We start from the raw sequence: 16799 nt of genomic DNA on the forward strand, positions 1-16799 counted from the left end.
AGGAGCGCGCACTTCCGGTATATCGCGTGGCCGGTACGGGGATGGCACCACGGGGAAGGGTTGAAAGTTGAATCAGAAGGAGGCCTTGCAGCAGCTGCTGCAATGGAAGCGGGGACAGATAGACCCGGTCGAGCTCGGCTGGCCCAAGCGCGTCGGCCGGGGCCGGCGCTCGCGCGGACTGTCGCAGGCGCAGGTGGCGCAGGCGCTGTTCGTGACCGAGAGGACCTACGCCGAGTTCGAGCGCGGGAACACACCCCAGCCGAGCACCGAGTTCCTCGACAACGTGGCCACGGTACTCAAGATGAATGAGCGCGAGAGGAACGTGCTCTACGTCTACGCGCTCGGCTACGAGCCCCCGTTCCCCATGGATCCGTGCGCGGGGACGAACGTCGACCCGGCATGGCAGCTGGCCGTAAACGGCGTCTCCGGGCAGCCCTGCTACATCAACGACGTCGCCTGGAACGTGCTGGCGGCAAACGACGACTTCAAGCGGATGTTCCCGCAGGTCGAGGGCAAGGCCCCGGAACTGCCCGAGCGCAACCTGATCCGGTGGATGCTCCTACGGGAGGACGCGCGCGAGCACCACCTGGTCGACTGGGACACGCGATGGGCCCCACAGGTCGCGGCCCAGCTGCGCACGGCGGTCGCCGCGCACCCAGAGAACGAAGATCTCCAGCTGCTCGACAAGGAGGTCAACGACGACCCGGTGGCGGGGCCCATCTACCGTGACCACAGCCTCGCGTACATCCACCCCGACGGCGACGCCCGGCCGATGCGGCACGCCGGCTACACGCCGCCGCGCGACGGCGAGGACCACCGCAGCCGCTGCTGCGAGCGCCACGCACCGTCTCAGCTGGGCACGGTCACCATGTGCGCCGCCCAGCCGTTCGGCAGCCCGGGCGCCCGGTTCTTCCTCCTGCCGTTCGCACCCCACCACTGAGGTCGCGCCCGCGGCTGCCCTGGCGGAGGGATTTCCTCGGGGCGGCCGCGGCACGCACAATGCATGCCCATGGCAACCACTGACCTGAAGCAGATCGCCCCCGGCGTCTTCGCCTGGCAGCCGGGAAACAAGGCGACCTGGGGCATGGCCAACTGCGGTCTCGTCGTCTCCGAGGGCCAGGCCCTCGTCATCGACACGCCCTACACCCCCGCCCTGACCGACGCCTTCCTCACTGCAGCCCGCACGGCCGCAGGGCCGGATGCCCTACTGGACCGGGTCGCCGTCACCCACGCCAATGGCGACCACACCTGGGGCCTCCAGCAACTGCCCGGCGCCGACATCTTCGCCACTCGCGCCGCTCTTGAGCACCAGTGCCTCGAGCCGAAGCCTCAGCAGCTTCAGGCACTCATCCACGACACCGACCCCGGCCAACCGCTCGGCTGGTACTTCCGGGAGCACTTCGGCAACTTCGACTTCACCGGCATACAGGTACTGCCGCCGACCACGACGTTCACCGGACGCCACGACCTCACGGTCGGCCAGATGCCCATCGAGCTTCACGAGGTCGGCCCCGCCCATACGGTCGGCGACCTCATCGTCCATCTGCCCCAGCAGCGCGTGGTCTTCGCCGGCGACATCGTCTTCGCCGGAGACCACCCCTCGCACTGGGCCGGTCCGCTGGAACACGTCTCCGCCGCCTGCGCCCGGATCCTGGACCTCGCCCCCGAGTGGATCGTCCCCGGCCACGGCCCGCTCATGACCCCGGCCGACCTCCAGGACTACGTGGCCTACCTCGACGACCTCGCGGACCAGGCCTACGTGATGCACGGCCAGGGCCGGACCGCCGTCGAGGCGGCACGCATCCTGATCAAGGAGGACCGCTACCCTGGCCTCGGTCTCCCCGAGCGGCTCGCCATCACCCTCAGCACCGAGTACCGCCACCTCGACCAGGACTCCACCGCCCCGGACCTGCTAGAGCTGATGAATCACGCGGCACACATCGCCTGGGACCGCTCCTCCACCGGCCCGACCACGCTCTGAGCCCTGCCCGGCAGCCGCACCTCGCCTATTCCAGCAGGTGAAACAGCGCGGCCCCAGCGTTCCGGTCATTGAAATATGAACCGCTTGCGCGGCGTGCGGGCTTGCACTGCGCTCCCCGGGGCCGGTCAACTACCGACGTCGGCGCGCCGTGCACGCACGGGGGAGCGCCGCCCAGGCACCGAGGGCACTCCCACGCCCGTTGACGTGCGCGGTCGAGCAGCACGCGTTGCTGGACTCGATTCCGGATGCCGCCGCTGGCCCCCCGGCGGCGGCATCCGCTCGCAGCCGCCTCGACCAGGGAGAGTTATGACGCCCGCCGCCAGCACCTTGCCGGTCCCCGCCGCCGTCCCCGAGTTCCTCGCGCCCCGCATCCAGAACCTCCGCCACACCCTCCTCGCCGGTGGGCGCGAGGAAGCCCTCACTCTCGCGCGGATCCTCAGCGAGGAACTCGCCGAGAGCCATGGCCCCCTGCACAACTACACGCTCCACGCCCTCGAGCTCGTCGCCTTCTGCGCCCAGCTCGCCGGGCACCCCACCATGGCTACCGAGGTGTCGGTCTACACCGCCGCAGCCTGGCAGCGGGTCCTGGAACCCAAGCACCGCCAGATCCGCCGGCAGGCCCGCAACGGCGCCGCCTCCTGGCTCACCATCACCCACGCGCCCGACGCCGTCAGGACCGGCACGGCTCTTCTGGCGCTGCTGCAGTCGGTTTACGGCAAGGACCACCCCTCCACCCCCTTCGTCGAACGTCGACTTAACGCCATCACCGGCTCAGACCGCGAGGCCGCCGAAAGGGCCCTTAGGGCTTCCGGTCCGGCCCTCATGATCAAACCCTGAGGCCCTGATCAAGGCGTTCCCAAACCACCTACGCCGGAGGCATATACCGGAAGTGCGGCTACAGGAAAAAACGGGACCTGGCTGCATCTGATCTTTCTGGCCAGAATCAGGCTCGGACTGATCGCGTTGTGGGAGACGCCCAGTCCCGGACCGCGAGGGGGATTTCGCGTTGAACCAGACCACCGTCGGCTTCACGACCTGGAACGTCAGCTACGCAGAGACGGCTGGCGCCATTCCTGTCGTGCCCTTCGGCGTGCCCGAAAACGGCCCCCCGCCCGCAGCGCCGCGGCACCTCGCCGGCCTGCCGATCGGCGCCCAGTGGCCGGCGAAGTCCAGCCTCGCCGTACGCGCTGCAGGTGCCGCGACCGGCTCCGGCCGCGCCCTGGCCTGAGGCAGCTCCTCCGTTTCCTACGATCCAAGCCGTCACCACTACTCACAAGGGGGATACGCCAGTGTCGATCTCAACCGCTCACGACACGACTCGCTGGCTGCGCCGAGCGGTGGTTGCTGCCACGGCTCTCAGCGTCGCGGTCACGGCTACTGGCTGCGGAGGCGGCGGCGAGGAGAAGAAGCCGAAGGCCTCCGCCAGCCCCAGCGCCACCAAGAGCTCCGACCCACAGGCCACGGCCAAGGCCGAGGTGTTGGCGGTCTACCGCAACTACTGGGAGGCGCAGGTCAAGGCATACGCGAAAGCCAGCCCCGTCGACACGGGCCTGGACAAGTACGCCTTCGACAAGGCCCTCGGCAAGGCCGAGTCCGAACTCGTCGCGCTCAAGTTGAACGGCAACGTCATCAAGGGTGAACCGAAGCTCTCCCCGGAGGTCACCGCGGTCAGCCTTGACGAGACGCCGAAGAAGGCCACCATCACCGACTGCGTCGACGTGAGCAACTGGAAGCTGGTCAAGGAGAAGACCGGCGAAGAGGTGAAGCTGCCCAAGGAGCGGCTCACCCGGTTCGTCACCACCATCAACGCCCGGACTGTCGGCGACAAGTGGATGATCACCGAGACGCAGCAGCAGGACCGCACATGCTGACCCGCAAGACCGCAGCCGTCATATCCGCGCTCGCCGGCATCATCTACCTGCTCCTCCCCTCCCAGGCCTGGGCAGATGGAGGTGACACGGACGTCGGCTCCTGCAACAGCGCCTGGATCTGCGCCGGTGTGGAAGTCCCCGGTGGAAACGGCGGAGGCAACGGTGGCGGTGGCGGTGGCGGCCACAACGGCGGCGGAGGTGGCGGCGGCGGCAAGGGCGACGGCAAGACCTGCGAGACCGGCGCGAAGGAGCGCCCGGGAAGCCCGGGCTGGGAGTGCTACATCCCTGGCGTCGGCACCTGGAGCGAATCCTACGGTTGCTACATCCGCAAGCTCGACCCGCAGCCGCCGAAGTCCGACCCCATCTGGGAAGGCCACACAACCGGCGCGATCTACGCCTTCGCATGCATGTCTCAGATCCACGCCCGCCCCACTCCCACCGACGGATTCGCCCGCTGGTCCGAGACGGACCCGCTCGGGCAGACCGGTCCGTCGGCAGCCGAGCTGGCCCAGCGCGCGCTGAGCATGATGCGCCTGGACGGCGCCAAGATCGGCAGCGCTCCCCCGGCCGGCTCCAAGGGTCTTATCGGCATGCCTGTGTGGCTGTGGACCGAGCAGACGCCCAACACGTGGGGACCGCTCTCGACCACCGCGTCGGCCGGCGGCCTGTCGGTGACGGCGACCGCACGCGTCAAGTCCATCACCTGGGCCATGGGTGACGGCACGTCCGTGACCTGCACGAAGCCCGGAACGCCGTACGAGAAGTCCTACGGGAAGCAGGAGTCCCCGGACTGCGGCCACACCTACACCAAGGTGCCCGACGGCGGCTCCTACAAGATCACCGCGACGAGCACGTGGGTGATCGACTGGACCGCCACCAACGGTGAGACGGGCACGCTGCCGAACGAGACACGCACCGCCGGAACCGCGATCAACATCGGCGAGCTCCAGGTCGTCAACTAACGAGGAAAACAGCAACCATGGCGACGACGTTCGCGAACAAGAAGCCAGCCGAGAAGGCGCCCGCAGCAGCCCCCGGGCCGCTCCCGATATCCCAGGACGCCCCCCGCCGCCGGCGACGGCCGGTCGTCGTCGGCGCCGGCCTGGCGCTGGCCGCGGTCGGCGCGCTCCTCGCCGTGTGGCAGGTCGACGAGGCCGGGAACCGGGTTCCCGTGATCGCGTTGGCCCACGACGTCAAGGCGGGCCAGACCGTCAAGAAGAGTGACCTGGTCGTGGCGCAGATCGCTCCCGACGCCGCGCTCGCACCGGTGCCGGTCAGCCGCAGCGGCGACATCGTCGGCAAGACCGCGGCCGCCGACCTGCCCAAGGGAAGCCTCGTCACCGACGCCTCGGTCCACGAGGGCACCCCTGTCGCCAAGGGCCGTGACACCGTGGGCATCCTGGCCAAGCCCGGACAGCTCCCTGCGCAGCGGCTGCGCACCGGCGACGCGGTCGCGCTCGTCCACACCCCGCAGGACGACGCCGAGGCGGCGAAGTCGGGCACACAGAAGGCTCCGGACAGCATCAACGCGGTGGTCGTCGGCCTTTCGTCCCCCGACGCGAACGGGGCCGTCGTCGTGGACGTCGCCGTTGCGGGAACGGACAGCCCGTCCCTGGCCACCTGGGCGGCCAGAGGCGCGGTCACCGTCGTGCTGAAGGCGGCCGGCTGATGTCGGTCATCGCGCTGGTCTCCGGCAAGTCCGCCGGCGTCACCTGCTCCGCACTCGCCCTCGCGCTCTCCTCGCCGAAGCCCTCCCTGCTGGTGGAGGCCGACCCGGCGGGCGGCACGATCCGGGCCGGCTACCTCGGTGGCGAAGGCAACGCGTCCACCGGCCTGCACCGCTTGGCGGCCGCGGACCGACAGGGCACGCTCGCCCGCGAGTTCAGCCAGCACTTCGTGAGCCTGGACCGAGATAACACCGGGCAGCGGCTGCTCCTGCCGGGCCTGACCGACCCCACCCAGGCCGCCTCGCTCAGCCGCACCTGGGAGCCGATCTCCCGGCTGCTCGGCGTGATGGACCAGACCGGCCACGACGTCATCATCGACGCCGGACGCATCCTGACGGAGTCGGAGACCCGGCTGTCCACGACCCGCTACCCGACACCGCTGCTCCACCGTGCCGACGCCGTGCTCATGGTGGTGCGCACCACCCAGGCCTCCATCACGGCGGCGGCGCCGGCCATGCGGGTCCTCAGGGAAGAGCTGGCGCACCACGGAACGGGCTCCGATGCACTGGGCCTCCTGCTGATCGAGGAAGGGCCCTTCAACAGCAGTCAAGTCCAGCAGTACCTTCAGGCCCCCGTGGTCGGCATGCTCGCGTGGGATCCCGACAGCGCCGACGTCTTCACCCACGGGGCTTACAAGAAGCTGCCGCGCACGCTGCTGCGCTCAGCCCGTACGGCCCACCAAACGATCAATGAGCTGGTGACCAGGCGCCGCGTTCAGCTGCAGCCGGCCGCAGTGCCGACGCTCGCCGGGAGGGCATCATGACCGACACCCGGCCGGAATCCCCGGCCACCGACTACACCGCCCTCTTCACCCAGGCCCTCAGCGAGCACTCCGCGCAGGGCGCGCCGGTCCTTCGGCCGGTTCCCGCACAGGTGTCCCCAGCTGGCCTGCCCCAGAGCGTCGCCGCCCTCGCCGACGCCTCTGCCCCGGCCACGCTCCCGGTCGGGCACGAGGTGCTGGCCGAGCTGCGCTCTCGCGCCAGCGTGAAGATCGGCGAGGCCGCAGGCGCCGATGCGTCCATGACCGAGCAGGACCGCCGGCAGCGCGGACAGTCGATCATCAGGCAGGTCGTCTCGGAATGGGCGACGAAGTACGCCGCCAGCGGCCAGGACCTGACGCCCCAGCAGGAGCGTGCCGTTCGTGAGGCCGTGTTCGACGAGCTGTTCCGCGCCGGCCGTCTCCAGCCGCTCCTGGACGACCCGAACGTCGAGAACATCATCATCTACGGCGACAAGGTCCGGGTCGACTATGCGGACCGTCCAACGCGCACCTGGGACCCGATCGCGAAGACCGACCGGGACCTCATCAACCTCATCAACCACCTCGCGCGTATGCAGGGGCAGGGCGAGCGTGCGCTGACGCCCGCCACGCCGAACCTGAACCTCCGGCTGGCCGACGGCTCCCGCCTGGCGGCCTCGGCGTATGTCACGCCGCGGCCGAGCATCGTCATCCGCCGCCACCGCACCCGCGGCCAGGGCCTGGACGACCTGGTGCGGTGGGGCACGATCGACGCCTCGCTCGCCCACTTCCTGCGGGCTGCGGTCAAGGGCCGCAAGAACATCATCGTGGTCGGCTCCCAGGGCGTAGGGAAGACGTCCCTGTTGCGTGCCATGGCCCGGGAGATCCCGCGCAACGAGCGGGTGGGCACGCTGGAGTCGGAGTACGAGCTCCACCTCCACGAGGACCCCGAGGGCCCGGAGGTTGTCGCCTACGAGGGCCGCGAGTCCAACGGCGAACGCGGGGCGGACGGCAAGCTCCAGGGTGAGCTGACCCTGTCCGACCTCTTCCCGCAGCTGCTGCGTATGTCGCTGCGGCGTGTGATCGTCGGCGAGGTCCGCTCCAAGGAAGTCGTCCCGATGCTGCACGCGATGAACGAGGGCGAAGGCGGGTCGATGGCCACGCTCCATGCCCGCAGCCCCCAGCTGTCGATCGAGCGTCTGGCCACCCTGTGTCTGGAGGCGGGCATCGGCATGACCGAGGCCTTGGCCTACCGGCTCATCGCGCAGGCCGTTGACTTCGTCGTCTACGTACGTCTGGTCGACGAGACCGAACTCGTCGGCCCGGACGGCAAGCCGGGACGCAAGCATCGCTTCGTGTCGCACGTCATGGAGATCACCGGCATCGGTGAGGGCGGCCGCCCCTCGTACCAGATGGTCTTCGCCCCGCGTGAGCAGGACGGCCGCCGTGAGCCGCGGGCCGTGCCGCACGGGAACATCTCCCAGGCCTGCCTGGAGGACCTGGTGCGGGCCGGGCTGGACCGCAGCGTCCTGCAGCGGCCGTGGGGAAGCTGGGGTGCTCCGTTGGAGACGGTGGTGCCGCTGTGACGCTCACCTTGAGCTCTCTGATCGCCGCGCTCGGCGGACTGGCCGCCGTCGGCGGCCTCGTCCTGGCTGTGGCCGGTGGCGTCGGCTGGGCACCCTCGACCACCGTGCGCCGCCGCAGTCGCCTGGAGCGCAAGGTCCGTGCCTTCTTCGTCAAGGACGCCCGCACGCCCACCTCTTGGTGGGCCCGCGGCCAGGCCCGGTTGGCCGGCGCCGTCCTGGCGGGCCTGGGAGTGTGGCTGTTCACCGGCTGGCTGACCGGTGGGCTCGTCACCCTCGCCGTCGTGCTGGGTCTGCCCTGGCTGCTGAACACCTCCGGCAGCGGCAAGTCGCAGATCGACAAGCTCGAAGCGATCGAGGAGTGGGTGCGGCGCATGTCCGACATCCACACCGTCGGCGTGAGCCTGGAGGCCACCATCCAGCGCAGTCTGGAAACCGTCCCCAAGGCGATCCGCGAGGACGTACGGCTGCTCGTCTCGCGTCAGCAGTCGGGCTGGGTGCCCCAGGATGCCTACCGGGCATTCGCTGACGACCTCAACGACGCCATGGTCGACGAGGTGGCCGCCCTGCTGATCCTGCACGTCGAGGACCGCGGCAGCGGCCTGAGCAAGGCCCTGCGCGAGCTCGCCGATGCCCTCCAGCACGAGGTCCTGGCGCGCCGCGAAGTCGAAGCCGACAGGCAGAAGCCGCGGACGAACGACCGCTGGGTGACCATCTTCTGCCTGGGGATCTTCGGCATCACCGCGTTCTCCGGGACGTATGTCGAGCCCTACAACACGCTCACCGGGCAGCTCGTGCTGGCCTTCGTCGGCGTCGCGTTCGTTCTGGTCAAGATCTGGATGCGTCGCATGGCGATCATCGAGCCCGCGCCCCGGTTCCTGTCTCCTGCCGACCGCTCCGGCGGCCCGATCGCCGAGGAGGCGCCGTGATCTTCTCCCCTTATGCCGTCGTCGGCGGCGCCGTCGCCGGCCTCGGCCTGGTGATCGCCGCCCGCGGCATCCTTCCCGGCCGGCCCGACCTCGGCGACGTCCTTAACCGGATGGACGCCACCCGGCTCGAGAACCTCGACCGTAACCGGGACAGCCAGCCCAACACGCTGATGGAGAAGGCCGGCGCGTTCCTGCTGCGCACCGCCGGGGAAGGCACCCTGCGCCTGCCCCGCCAGCAGCTGGAACTCGTGGGCCGGTCCCCCGCCGCCCACCTCGGCCGCAAGCTCGGACTCGCCCTGTACGGGCTGCTGCTGCCCCTCCTGGTGGTGACCCTGGCGGCCTTGGCCGGCTTTCCACTGCCATTCGCGATTCCGGCGATCGCCAGTCTCGGTCTCGCGGTTGTCTTCTGGCTCCTGCCCGACCTCCAGCTCAAGCAGCAGGCGGTGGAGGCGAAGGAGGACTTCCGGTATGCCGTCAAGGCTTACCTGCGCTTGGTCCAGCTCGAACGTGCCGCGGACGCGGCCCCGACCCAGGCCCTGAAGAAGGCCGCCGAAGTCGGGGAAGGCTGGGTCTTCGCGAAGATCCGGGACACCATCACGCGCGCCGAACTCGAAGGCATCAGCCCGTGGGAAGGCCTCAAGCGTCTGTCCCTCGAGCTCGATGTCCCCGAGCTCGGAGCACCGGCCGACATCATCGCGATCGCCGGCGAGGAGGGCGCGGCCGTCGGCGACACCCTCGGCGCGCAGGCCAAGTCGCTCTCCGGCGCCCTGGTCACCGCCGCGAAGGCCCAGGCGAACATGGCATCCGAAAAAATGGTGATGCCCGTCGCGATGCTGGTCCTGATCATGACTGTCTACATCGGCTACCCCGCGCTCTCGCGGATCATGGCCAGCTAATTCCGTTAAGAGACAAGGAAATTCACGATGGGTACCGACCCGAACTTCACCTTCCTGAAGGCATTCTTCAGCGCCCGGATCGACCGGCTGCGCAACGTCCGCGACGACCGCGGCGCCATATCGATCGAGACCATGATGATCATCGCCGGTCTCGTCGTCGCTGCCGGCGTGGCCGTCGCCATCATCGCCACCAAGGTCAGCGAGAAGGCGGCAACGATCAAGTGACCCGCCTCCGCAAGGCCGTACGGCGCTGGTCCCGCGCGCTCGCAGAACGCGACGTGCGGGACCGCGGAGCCTTGTCCCTGGAGATGCTGATCGTCTTTCCCGTCGTGCTCCTGGCCATCCTGCTGGTCGTGCACGTCGGGCTGTGGTGGCACGCGCGCAATGTGGCGATGTCGGCCGCCCAGCTGGGAGTGGAATCGGCCCGCGTCCGGGGGGCGTCCGCAGGCACCGGCACCGCCGAGGCCCGCGACTTTCTCTCCCGGGCTGGCAGCAGCATCTCGGGTCTGTCCGTCAGCGGCAGCAAGGGGGAGACGGTGCGGATCCGCGTCACCGGCTACGTCGACACGATGATCCCCGGCCTGAAGCTCAAGATCGACCAGCACGCGGACGCGGCCACCGAGCGCATCACGGAGGCCCGGTGACCATCGCCCGAAGGCTCAGGGACGACCGCGGCGCGCTGTCGTTGGAAGCCGTCATCCTGTTTCCCGTCCTCATCATGGTGCTCCTGCTGGTCATCGCGTTCGGCCGCATCGGATCCGCCAGCAACGCCGTCGACACCGCCGCCCGCAACGCCGCCCGCGCCGCCTCGCTGGAACGCAGCGGCGGCTCGGCCAGCAGCGCCGGTTCACAGATGGCGCGCAGCGTCCTGAGCCAGCAAGGGCTGGAGTGCACCTCCACGTCCATCTCCATCTCCACCGGCGGGTTCTCCGCACGGATTGGCGAGCCGGCCTCCACCACCGCCACGGTGACGTGCACGGTCCGCCTCTCCGACATCGGACTGCCTGGACTGCCCGGTTCCAAGACTCTGACCAGCAGCTTTACCTCGTCAATCGACTCCTACCGCCAGCGCGGCTGACAGGACCACCGCATGACACCCGCCCGCTTCGCGTTCACCCGCCGGATCCGTCGCGCCCTGCGCGACGACCGCGGGTCGATGAGCCTGTTCGTTCTCGTCACCGTCGTGGCGCTGTTCCTCGTGGCAGCGCTCGTCTACGACGGCGCCGGCAAACTGCGGGCCCTCACTCACGCCGAGGGCGTCGCGCACGAGGCCGCGCGGGCCGGCGGCCAGGCCGTCGATGCGGGCAAGGCCATCTCCGGCGGAGGCATCACCGTCGACCGCAACGCCGCGGTCGCCGCCGCGCGGAGCTACCTCAGCCGCGAAGGTGTCAGCGGCACGGTAAGCGTGAGCGAGGACGGCGGGTCCCTGGAAGTGACCGTGACCGAGTCGTACCGCGCCCTCTTCCTAGGCGGCGCCAGCGGCACCGTCACCGGCCACGGCATCGCCAACCTGGTCTACCGAGGGTGACGATCATGAGAAACCGCAGTACCGCAGCCCGACTCATACGTGCCCTCTTCGCCCTGGTGGCCCTGGTCGCCCTCCTGGCGGGCGTGCCCGCTGTTCTGCTCGGCATCGGGGTCCTGCCCGACCACGTCCCCGGCTTCGACGAGATCACCGCCGCGCTCACCAGCCCCGACTCCGGCCAGCTGTTCCTGGGCGCCGTCACCCTCATCGGCTGGTACGGCTGGCTGAGCTTCGTGGTCTCGGTCGTCTTGGAAACGGGCGCCGCGCTGCGGAACGTCCGCGCGCCCCGGATCCGCATGCTCGGCGGATCCCAGCAGCTCGCCGGCGCCCTCGTCGGCGGCATCCTCGTCCTGCTGCCGACCGGCACGGCGATGGCATCACCTGCCAGCGCCGCCCCCGCCACCGTGGCCACCGTTACCGCCGACGCCCACTCTGCGGCGGCCACCGCCACCAAGGCCGCGGCTTCTTCTTCCGCCGCCTGGGACGGCCCCGTCCACCACGTTCAGGACGGCGACACCCTCTGGGACATCGCAGAGAAGCGTCTGGGCGCCGGAATCGAGTGGCACCGGATCGTCGACGCCAACGAAGGCGTACGCCAGGCGGACGGCTCCCTCGTCACCCCCGACACCACCGTCCTGCAGCCCGGCTGGATTCTGCGCCTGCCGGCCGACGCCTCGCCCGCGCCTTCCACCGATCAGGACGGAGCCCGTCCGCAGACCTCCGGCTCCACGGCCGCCACCGACCAGACCCACACTGTCCGCGCGGGCGAGACTCTCACCGGCATCGCCGAGGACGAGCTCGGTGACGCCGACGCCTACCCGAGGATTGTCGAAGCGAACAAGGGCGTGAAGCAGGACGACGGGCGCGTCCTCGCCGACCCCGACGAGATCTACCCCGGCTGGAAGCTGCAGATTCCCGCCGCGGCCAGCACCGACGACAGCGACCAGAGCGACTCAGCTCCGGAGAAGGCGCAGCCGCCGCACGAGCAGCCCGCCGCCCCGGACCAGGCCGAGGAGCGGCCCGGCGCAGAGCAGACGCAGCCGCCCGGCCAGGGCGCCGATAAGGGAGACAAGGGCGAGACTGCCCAGACCCCCGGTCAGGGCGCGGACAAGGACAGGCAGGGCGGTGGGCAGCCGACCGCCCGGCCGGACACCCCGACCGAGCAGCCGGCCGTGCAGAGCCCTGCACCTGACCGTGAGCGGGAGCAGCACGGCACGCCCACCCAGACACCCGAGACGGACGAGACCGCGGAGACCGCCGACAGCGGTGACCAGAGCGTGCGGACCATCGCCGCGACGGGGAGCATCCTGGCCGCGGCCGTCCTCGCGGTCGTCGCGACCCGTCGCGCCCGCCAGCAGCGCCGTCGGCGCCCCAAGCGGCGTATCCCGATGCCCTCCGGTGCGACCGCCGACTTCGAGAAGCAGCTGCGTGTGGCGTCCGACATCACCGGCATCGCGCTCGCCGACCGCGCCCTGCGCACCCTGGCCGCCAACTGCCTCCAGGCCGGCCGGCCTCTGCCCGAGGTCGAGGCGATGCGCATCACCGCACGCGGCATCGAGCTCCACCTGGCCGCCGTCACCCCGCCCGTTGCGCCGTTCACTGAGAACGAGGGCAACCCGACGGTGTGGACTTGCCCCGCCCGCGGTGCGGCTCTCCTCGACGAGGACGAGGCCGCCGACGTCACGGTGCCCTATCCGGCCCTGGTGAGCCTGGGCGAGACCGAGGACGGCGACGCGGTCCTGGTCAACCTGGAGGCCATTGGCCTGCTGCGCCTGGCCGGCAGCCCGGCCGACGTGCGTGCGGTCATGCTCGCCCTCGCCGTCGAACTCGCCTCCTCCCGGCTGGCGCCCGACACGCAGATCGTCCTCGCCGGCGCCGGCAGCGACCTGCACCACCTCTACCCCGACCAGATCGAGCACCACGCAGACCTCGGCACCGCCACCACCGACCTCCAGGCGCATGACGCCTTCCAGCGCCAGGCCCTCGCCGACGGCGGGCACGACCACCTGCGGGCCGCCCGGCTCAGCGAGGACGGCGGCGACACCTGGATCCCCCGCATCCTCATCGCCACCGCGCCGCCCACCAGCACGGCGGCCACCGAACTCGAGGACCTCCTCACCTCCCGGCCCCGCACCTCGGTCGCGGTCGTCACCGCCGCTGGCGGCGAACTCGACCTGCCGGGCGCCTGGACCCTGCCCGCCCAGCCCGGCAGCATCGTCGAACTGCCCGACCTGGGCCTCGCGGTCAAGCTCCAGCACCTGGACGCCGACTCCTACGACCGGCTCGTCCAGCTGATCGCTACCTCCAGCCGCACCGATGACGTCGCCCCGCCGGCGTGGACCGGGCACACCGGCCCGGCTGACACCAACGGCCCCCGCCCCGCGGCGCCGGTCGCCGAGGCCTCCGCGCTCGCGCCGGAAGCCACTGCAGCCCCCCGGGTGAGCACCACAGTCGCCGTCCAGGGCAGCAACCTGGCGACCGCCCTGCCGAGCTTCACGGCCTCCTCCCACCTCTCGTCCGACGAGGGACCGGTCGACGGTGACCGCCCGGGCGACGAGGACGAGGGCAGCGCTCTGTCCCCCGCGGTCGCCGGGCCTGCCGCCGACGAGGCGCACGACGAGGAGAGCGACAAGGAGAGCGACGGCAACGCGCCGGCCGAGCCCTCCGGCTGGGACGACGAACCTGAGCCGGAGGAGGACTCCGAGGCTGCTTCCGCGCTCGGTGCGGACGTCTGGGGCGAGCCCGAGCCGGACGAGGACTTCGACACGGTCCTCGAAGAGGTGCTGGCGGAACAGGATGACGACTCGCCCCTCCAGCCGGAGGACGACGACGAGGCGGGATCTGGCCTGTCCGCGGCCGCGCTCGGCGAGGACCTGGCCGCCGAGGAAGCAGCAGAGGCAGGCCCGGCGCTGCCTGGGGAAGACGACGACGCGGAGTCCGCGCTGTCCCCAGCCACCCTCGCCGATGCCACGGCGACCGCGGCGGCACCGCCCGCGCGGATCATCCCCCGGCCGAGCGCCGCGACGTCCACCATCCTGGCCGCGCTGGCCACTCCGCCTGCCGAGCCCGAAGGCCCTCAGGTCCAAGTTCTCGGCCCGGTGGCGCTGACGGGTACGCAGGGCCGCGTGAGCAGCGGTCGGCGCAACCACCTCATGGAGATCGCCGCCTGGCTCGTGCTCCACCCGGGCCTGGGCCGCCAGGAGTTGGACAACGCGATCTGGCCTGGGCTGCGCAGGACCGCCAGCACCCGCAACACCGCGATCTCGCGCTTGCGTTCCTGGCTGGGCCGGGACCCCAACCTGCCCGCCGAGGACCCCCGCGGCGCCTACCTCCCGGACGTCACGGACGGTGTCTACCAGCTCGGTCCCGCCGTCACCTCGGACTGGGACCGGTTCAAGGAGCTGTACCAGCAGGGCATGCACCACGACGGGCAGGACGCCGACATCGCCCTCGCCCATGCCCTGGCCCTCGTACGCGGCCGCCCCTTCGCGGACGTCGACCCGTCCAAGTACACCTGGGCGGAGGCCGACATCCAGGAGATGATCAGCGCGATCGTCGACGTCGCCCACGAGCTCGCCGAACGCCGCCGTCACGTCCGCGACTACCGGGCCGCGGCCCAGGCCGTCACCAAGGGCATGCTCGTCGACGCGCAGTCGGAGCTGCTCTACCGGGACCTCTTCACGATCTGCCACGAGATGGGCGACCGCGAGGGCCTGGAGCGCGCCGCCGCGCAGCTGGCCCGGATCAACGCCGAGGAGGGCGTCGACTCCTCGCCCGAGACCGTCGGGCTGCTTCGCACGCTCCTCAAAGGGGAGAGGATCCAGCCCACTTTGGGGTCCGCCGCCTCATGACCACGATCCGTCCGAGATTCACCGACCTCCGGTGTCACACCGCACCGCTCGATCACACCTGTAGAGAGCGAGGGGCCTCTTCGGCCGACCATCCGACGAAGGAGACCGCGCACATGAGCCGCCGCCGGCAGCACGCCGCCGTCCCGCCCGCCGAGCCCACCACCCCGGCGGCCCGCTCCAGGGAAGGGAGCTGCCGATGACCACCTTCCAGTGGTCGCTGTCCGCCGGCCTCGCGGTGGCAGGGATCGGGACCGCGACGACCGCTGCCCTGTTGCTGGGCAGTCGCCGCAGGGCCGCCGAGCAGAACGCCACCGCCGAGGAGCGCGCCGAACTCGCCCTCCAGCGCCGCCACGCCTGGCAGCGCCGCCTCGCCGTGATCGCGCTCGGCATCGGCTGCCTGATGATGTTCGTCCTCGCCGGCATCGCCGCCTGGCTCTCCTTCGGGGCGCAGCGCGAATATGCCCACGCGCACAACGGCGGCGACTGGGACGCTGCGACCGGCTTCGCCTTGCTCCTGGACGCCGGCGCCCTCAGCCTCTCCCTCATCCGCTTCTTCGAGGCCCTGACGCTGCGGTCCAGCGCGATCACGCGGATCCTGCTGCTCGCGTTCGTGTCCGCCTCGGCGGCGATGAACCTTCTCCACGCCCCCGGAACGGGAGCCGGCAGCGCGTTCCTCGCCGTGGTGCCGCCGCTGGTGTACGCGATCCTGCTCGAGATGCTGCTCTACAAGATCGAGCAGGTCATCATGGGCCGGCAGAAGCGCCGCAAGGCCGACCAGGACCGCGGCTACAGCCTGCTGCTGTGGCTGCCCTGGCCGATCGGCGCACCGGTCAAAATGTGGAAGGCGTGGCGGTCCGAGCTTCTGGCGACCGTCGACAACGTCCGCGTGATCGGCTCCCAGCGCCCCCGACCGTCCGGCCCGGCGGAGGTGACCGTGGAACGCGTCGCCCCGGCCGAGATGACGTCGGTGAACGCGCTGGCGGCCGGTGCCCCGCGTGCCGCCACCGTCGAGGAGATCGAAGAGCCCCTGGTGAGCGCGGTGACGCCACCGGCCACTGCTGCGTCGGCGCCGGTCATCAGCTCGCAGGGCGAACAGGTGTCGGCTGCGGAGGAGACTCCGGAAGCTCCCACGGCGGAGCCCCGCCCGGCGGCCATCCCGGAGCCGAAGGCAGAGCCGGAGCCGGAGCCGGAGCCGGGAACTGAGCGAGAGCCTGTCGAGTCTGCCGCCAAGGGCGCGCCCGCCAGCGAGCCGGATGAGAAGTCACGGCCAGGTGGTGGCGAGGACGCGCACGAAGACAAGGAGCAGGAAGAGAAGCGCGAGCGCGAGAAGCCCGTCGCCGAGCAGCACACCCCGCCGAAGGACGAGGAAGACGAAGAGACTCAGGAGCTGAGAATCGACATCGACCTCTCGGTGTTGCCGAAGAACCTCACCCATCGGCAGCGCGCCGAGCGGATCTACATCGCCCACCAGGCCGCCGGCGTCGCCCTGTCGCAGGCCGACCTCGGCAAGTGGGCCGGGTACAAGAACCCGAACTCCGGCGGCAACGAGTACCGCCGCCTGGAGAGGGAGCACGGCCCCATCGTGGTCCGCGAGGGTGCCACCCACGTCGACCTGAACTGGTCCCTCGAACCGGTGGCGGCCTGAACTGGTCTGACTCGCACCTCCCCGGCCGGTAGGGCCGAGCCGGGGAGCGTGG

Annotated in this window: 17 protein-coding genes; all 17 read left to right on the forward strand. The window is 70.7% G+C overall.

Annotated features, from left to right (window positions below; genetic code table 11):
* The first annotated feature begins 67 nt into the window (after positions 1 to 67).
* The 17 genes from ABZ078_RS22625 to ABZ078_RS22705 all read left to right on the forward strand — a co-directional run bounded on the left by ABZ078_RS22625 (position 68) and on the right by ABZ078_RS22705 (position 16747).
* Positions 68 to 940 carry a helix-turn-helix domain-containing protein gene (locus ABZ078_RS22625; RefSeq protein ID WP_030381004.1) on the forward strand — a complete coding sequence of 291 codons (873 nt, stop codon included), beginning with the start codon at positions 68 to 70 and terminating at the stop codon, positions 938 to 940.
* A 69-nt stretch (positions 941 to 1009) separates the two neighbouring features.
* Complete coding sequence (locus ABZ078_RS22630; protein ID WP_356577770.1) at positions 1010 to 1981, forward strand: MBL fold metallo-hydrolase; 972 nt, start codon at positions 1010 to 1012, stop codon at positions 1979 to 1981.
* Between the two features lie 306 nt (positions 1982 to 2287).
* The gene (locus tag ABZ078_RS22635; RefSeq protein ID WP_356577772.1) at positions 2288 to 2818 is read left to right on the forward strand and encodes a hypothetical protein; all 531 of its coding nucleotides are present in this window, start codon (positions 2288 to 2290) and stop codon (positions 2816 to 2818) included.
* Between the two features lie 169 nt (positions 2819 to 2987).
* Positions 2988 to 3209, forward strand: a complete 222-nt coding sequence (locus ABZ078_RS22640) for a hypothetical protein (RefSeq protein WP_356577774.1) — start codon at positions 2988 to 2990, stop codon at positions 3207 to 3209.
* 61 nt (positions 3210 to 3270) lie between these two features.
* Positions 3271 to 3852 (forward strand): hypothetical protein, encoded by a 582-nt coding sequence (locus ABZ078_RS22645; RefSeq protein ID WP_030381008.1) that lies wholly within the window; start codon positions 3271 to 3273, stop codon positions 3850 to 3852.
* Complete coding sequence (locus tag ABZ078_RS22650; protein WP_030819445.1) at positions 3846 to 4814, forward strand: hypothetical protein; 969 nt, start codon at positions 3846 to 3848, stop codon at positions 4812 to 4814. The genes ABZ078_RS22645 and ABZ078_RS22650 overlap by 7 nt, the downstream gene beginning before the upstream one ends.
* A 17-nt stretch (positions 4815 to 4831) precedes the next feature.
* Positions 4832 to 5521: an SAF domain-containing protein gene (locus tag ABZ078_RS22655; protein WP_030819446.1), complete on the forward strand. Its 690-nt coding sequence runs from the start codon at positions 4832 to 4834 to the stop codon at positions 5519 to 5521.
* Positions 5521 to 6342: a hypothetical protein gene (locus ABZ078_RS22660; RefSeq protein WP_030381011.1), complete on the forward strand. Its 822-nt coding sequence runs from the start codon at positions 5521 to 5523 to the stop codon at positions 6340 to 6342. Before ABZ078_RS22655 ends, ABZ078_RS22660 begins: the two co-directional genes overlap by 1 nt.
* A complete protein-coding gene (locus tag ABZ078_RS22665) occupies positions 6339 to 7904 on the forward strand; it encodes a CpaF/VirB11 family protein (RefSeq protein ID WP_030381012.1) in 1566 nt (521 codons plus the stop codon). The genes ABZ078_RS22660 and ABZ078_RS22665 overlap by 4 nt, the downstream gene beginning before the upstream one ends.
* Positions 7905 to 7912: 8 nt before the next feature.
* Complete coding sequence (locus tag ABZ078_RS22670) at positions 7913 to 8830, forward strand: type II secretion system F family protein (RefSeq protein ID WP_356577777.1); 918 nt, start codon at positions 7913 to 7915, stop codon at positions 8828 to 8830.
* Positions 8827 to 9726, forward strand: a complete 900-nt coding sequence (locus ABZ078_RS22675; protein ID WP_051707810.1) for a type II secretion system F family protein — start codon at positions 8827 to 8829, stop codon at positions 9724 to 9726. Before ABZ078_RS22670 ends, ABZ078_RS22675 begins: the two co-directional genes overlap by 4 nt.
* Positions 9727 to 9753: 27 nt before the next feature.
* Positions 9754 to 9951, forward strand: coding sequence for a hypothetical protein (locus ABZ078_RS22680; protein ID WP_030381015.1), 198 nt, complete (start codon positions 9754 to 9756; stop codon positions 9949 to 9951).
* Complete coding sequence (locus ABZ078_RS22685) at positions 9948 to 10370, forward strand: TadE/TadG family type IV pilus assembly protein (protein WP_030381016.1); 423 nt, start codon at positions 9948 to 9950, stop codon at positions 10368 to 10370. The genes ABZ078_RS22680 and ABZ078_RS22685 overlap by 4 nt, the downstream gene beginning before the upstream one ends.
* Positions 10367 to 10804, forward strand: coding sequence for a TadE family protein (locus ABZ078_RS22690; protein WP_355272681.1), 438 nt, complete (start codon positions 10367 to 10369; stop codon positions 10802 to 10804). Before ABZ078_RS22685 ends, ABZ078_RS22690 begins: the two co-directional genes overlap by 4 nt.
* 12 nt (positions 10805 to 10816) lie before the next feature.
* Positions 10817 to 11254 (forward strand): hypothetical protein, encoded by a 438-nt coding sequence (locus ABZ078_RS22695; RefSeq protein WP_356577780.1) that lies wholly within the window; start codon positions 10817 to 10819, stop codon positions 11252 to 11254.
* Positions 11255 to 11259: 5 nt separating this feature from the next.
* Entirely contained in the window at positions 11260 to 15102 is a 3843-nt protein-coding gene (locus tag ABZ078_RS22700; RefSeq protein ID WP_356577782.1) for a LysM peptidoglycan-binding domain-containing protein, read from the forward strand.
* Between the two features lie 196 nt (positions 15103 to 15298).
* Positions 15299 to 16747: a DUF2637 domain-containing protein gene (locus tag ABZ078_RS22705; protein ID WP_356577784.1), complete on the forward strand. Its 1449-nt coding sequence runs from the start codon at positions 15299 to 15301 to the stop codon at positions 16745 to 16747.
* The last annotated feature ends 52 nt before the right edge of the window (positions 16748 to 16799 follow it).

It is taken from the genome of Streptomyces sp. NPDC006385 (genome assembly GCF_040612485.1).
GTDB lineage: Bacteria > Actinomycetota > Actinomycetes > Streptomycetales > Streptomycetaceae > Streptomyces.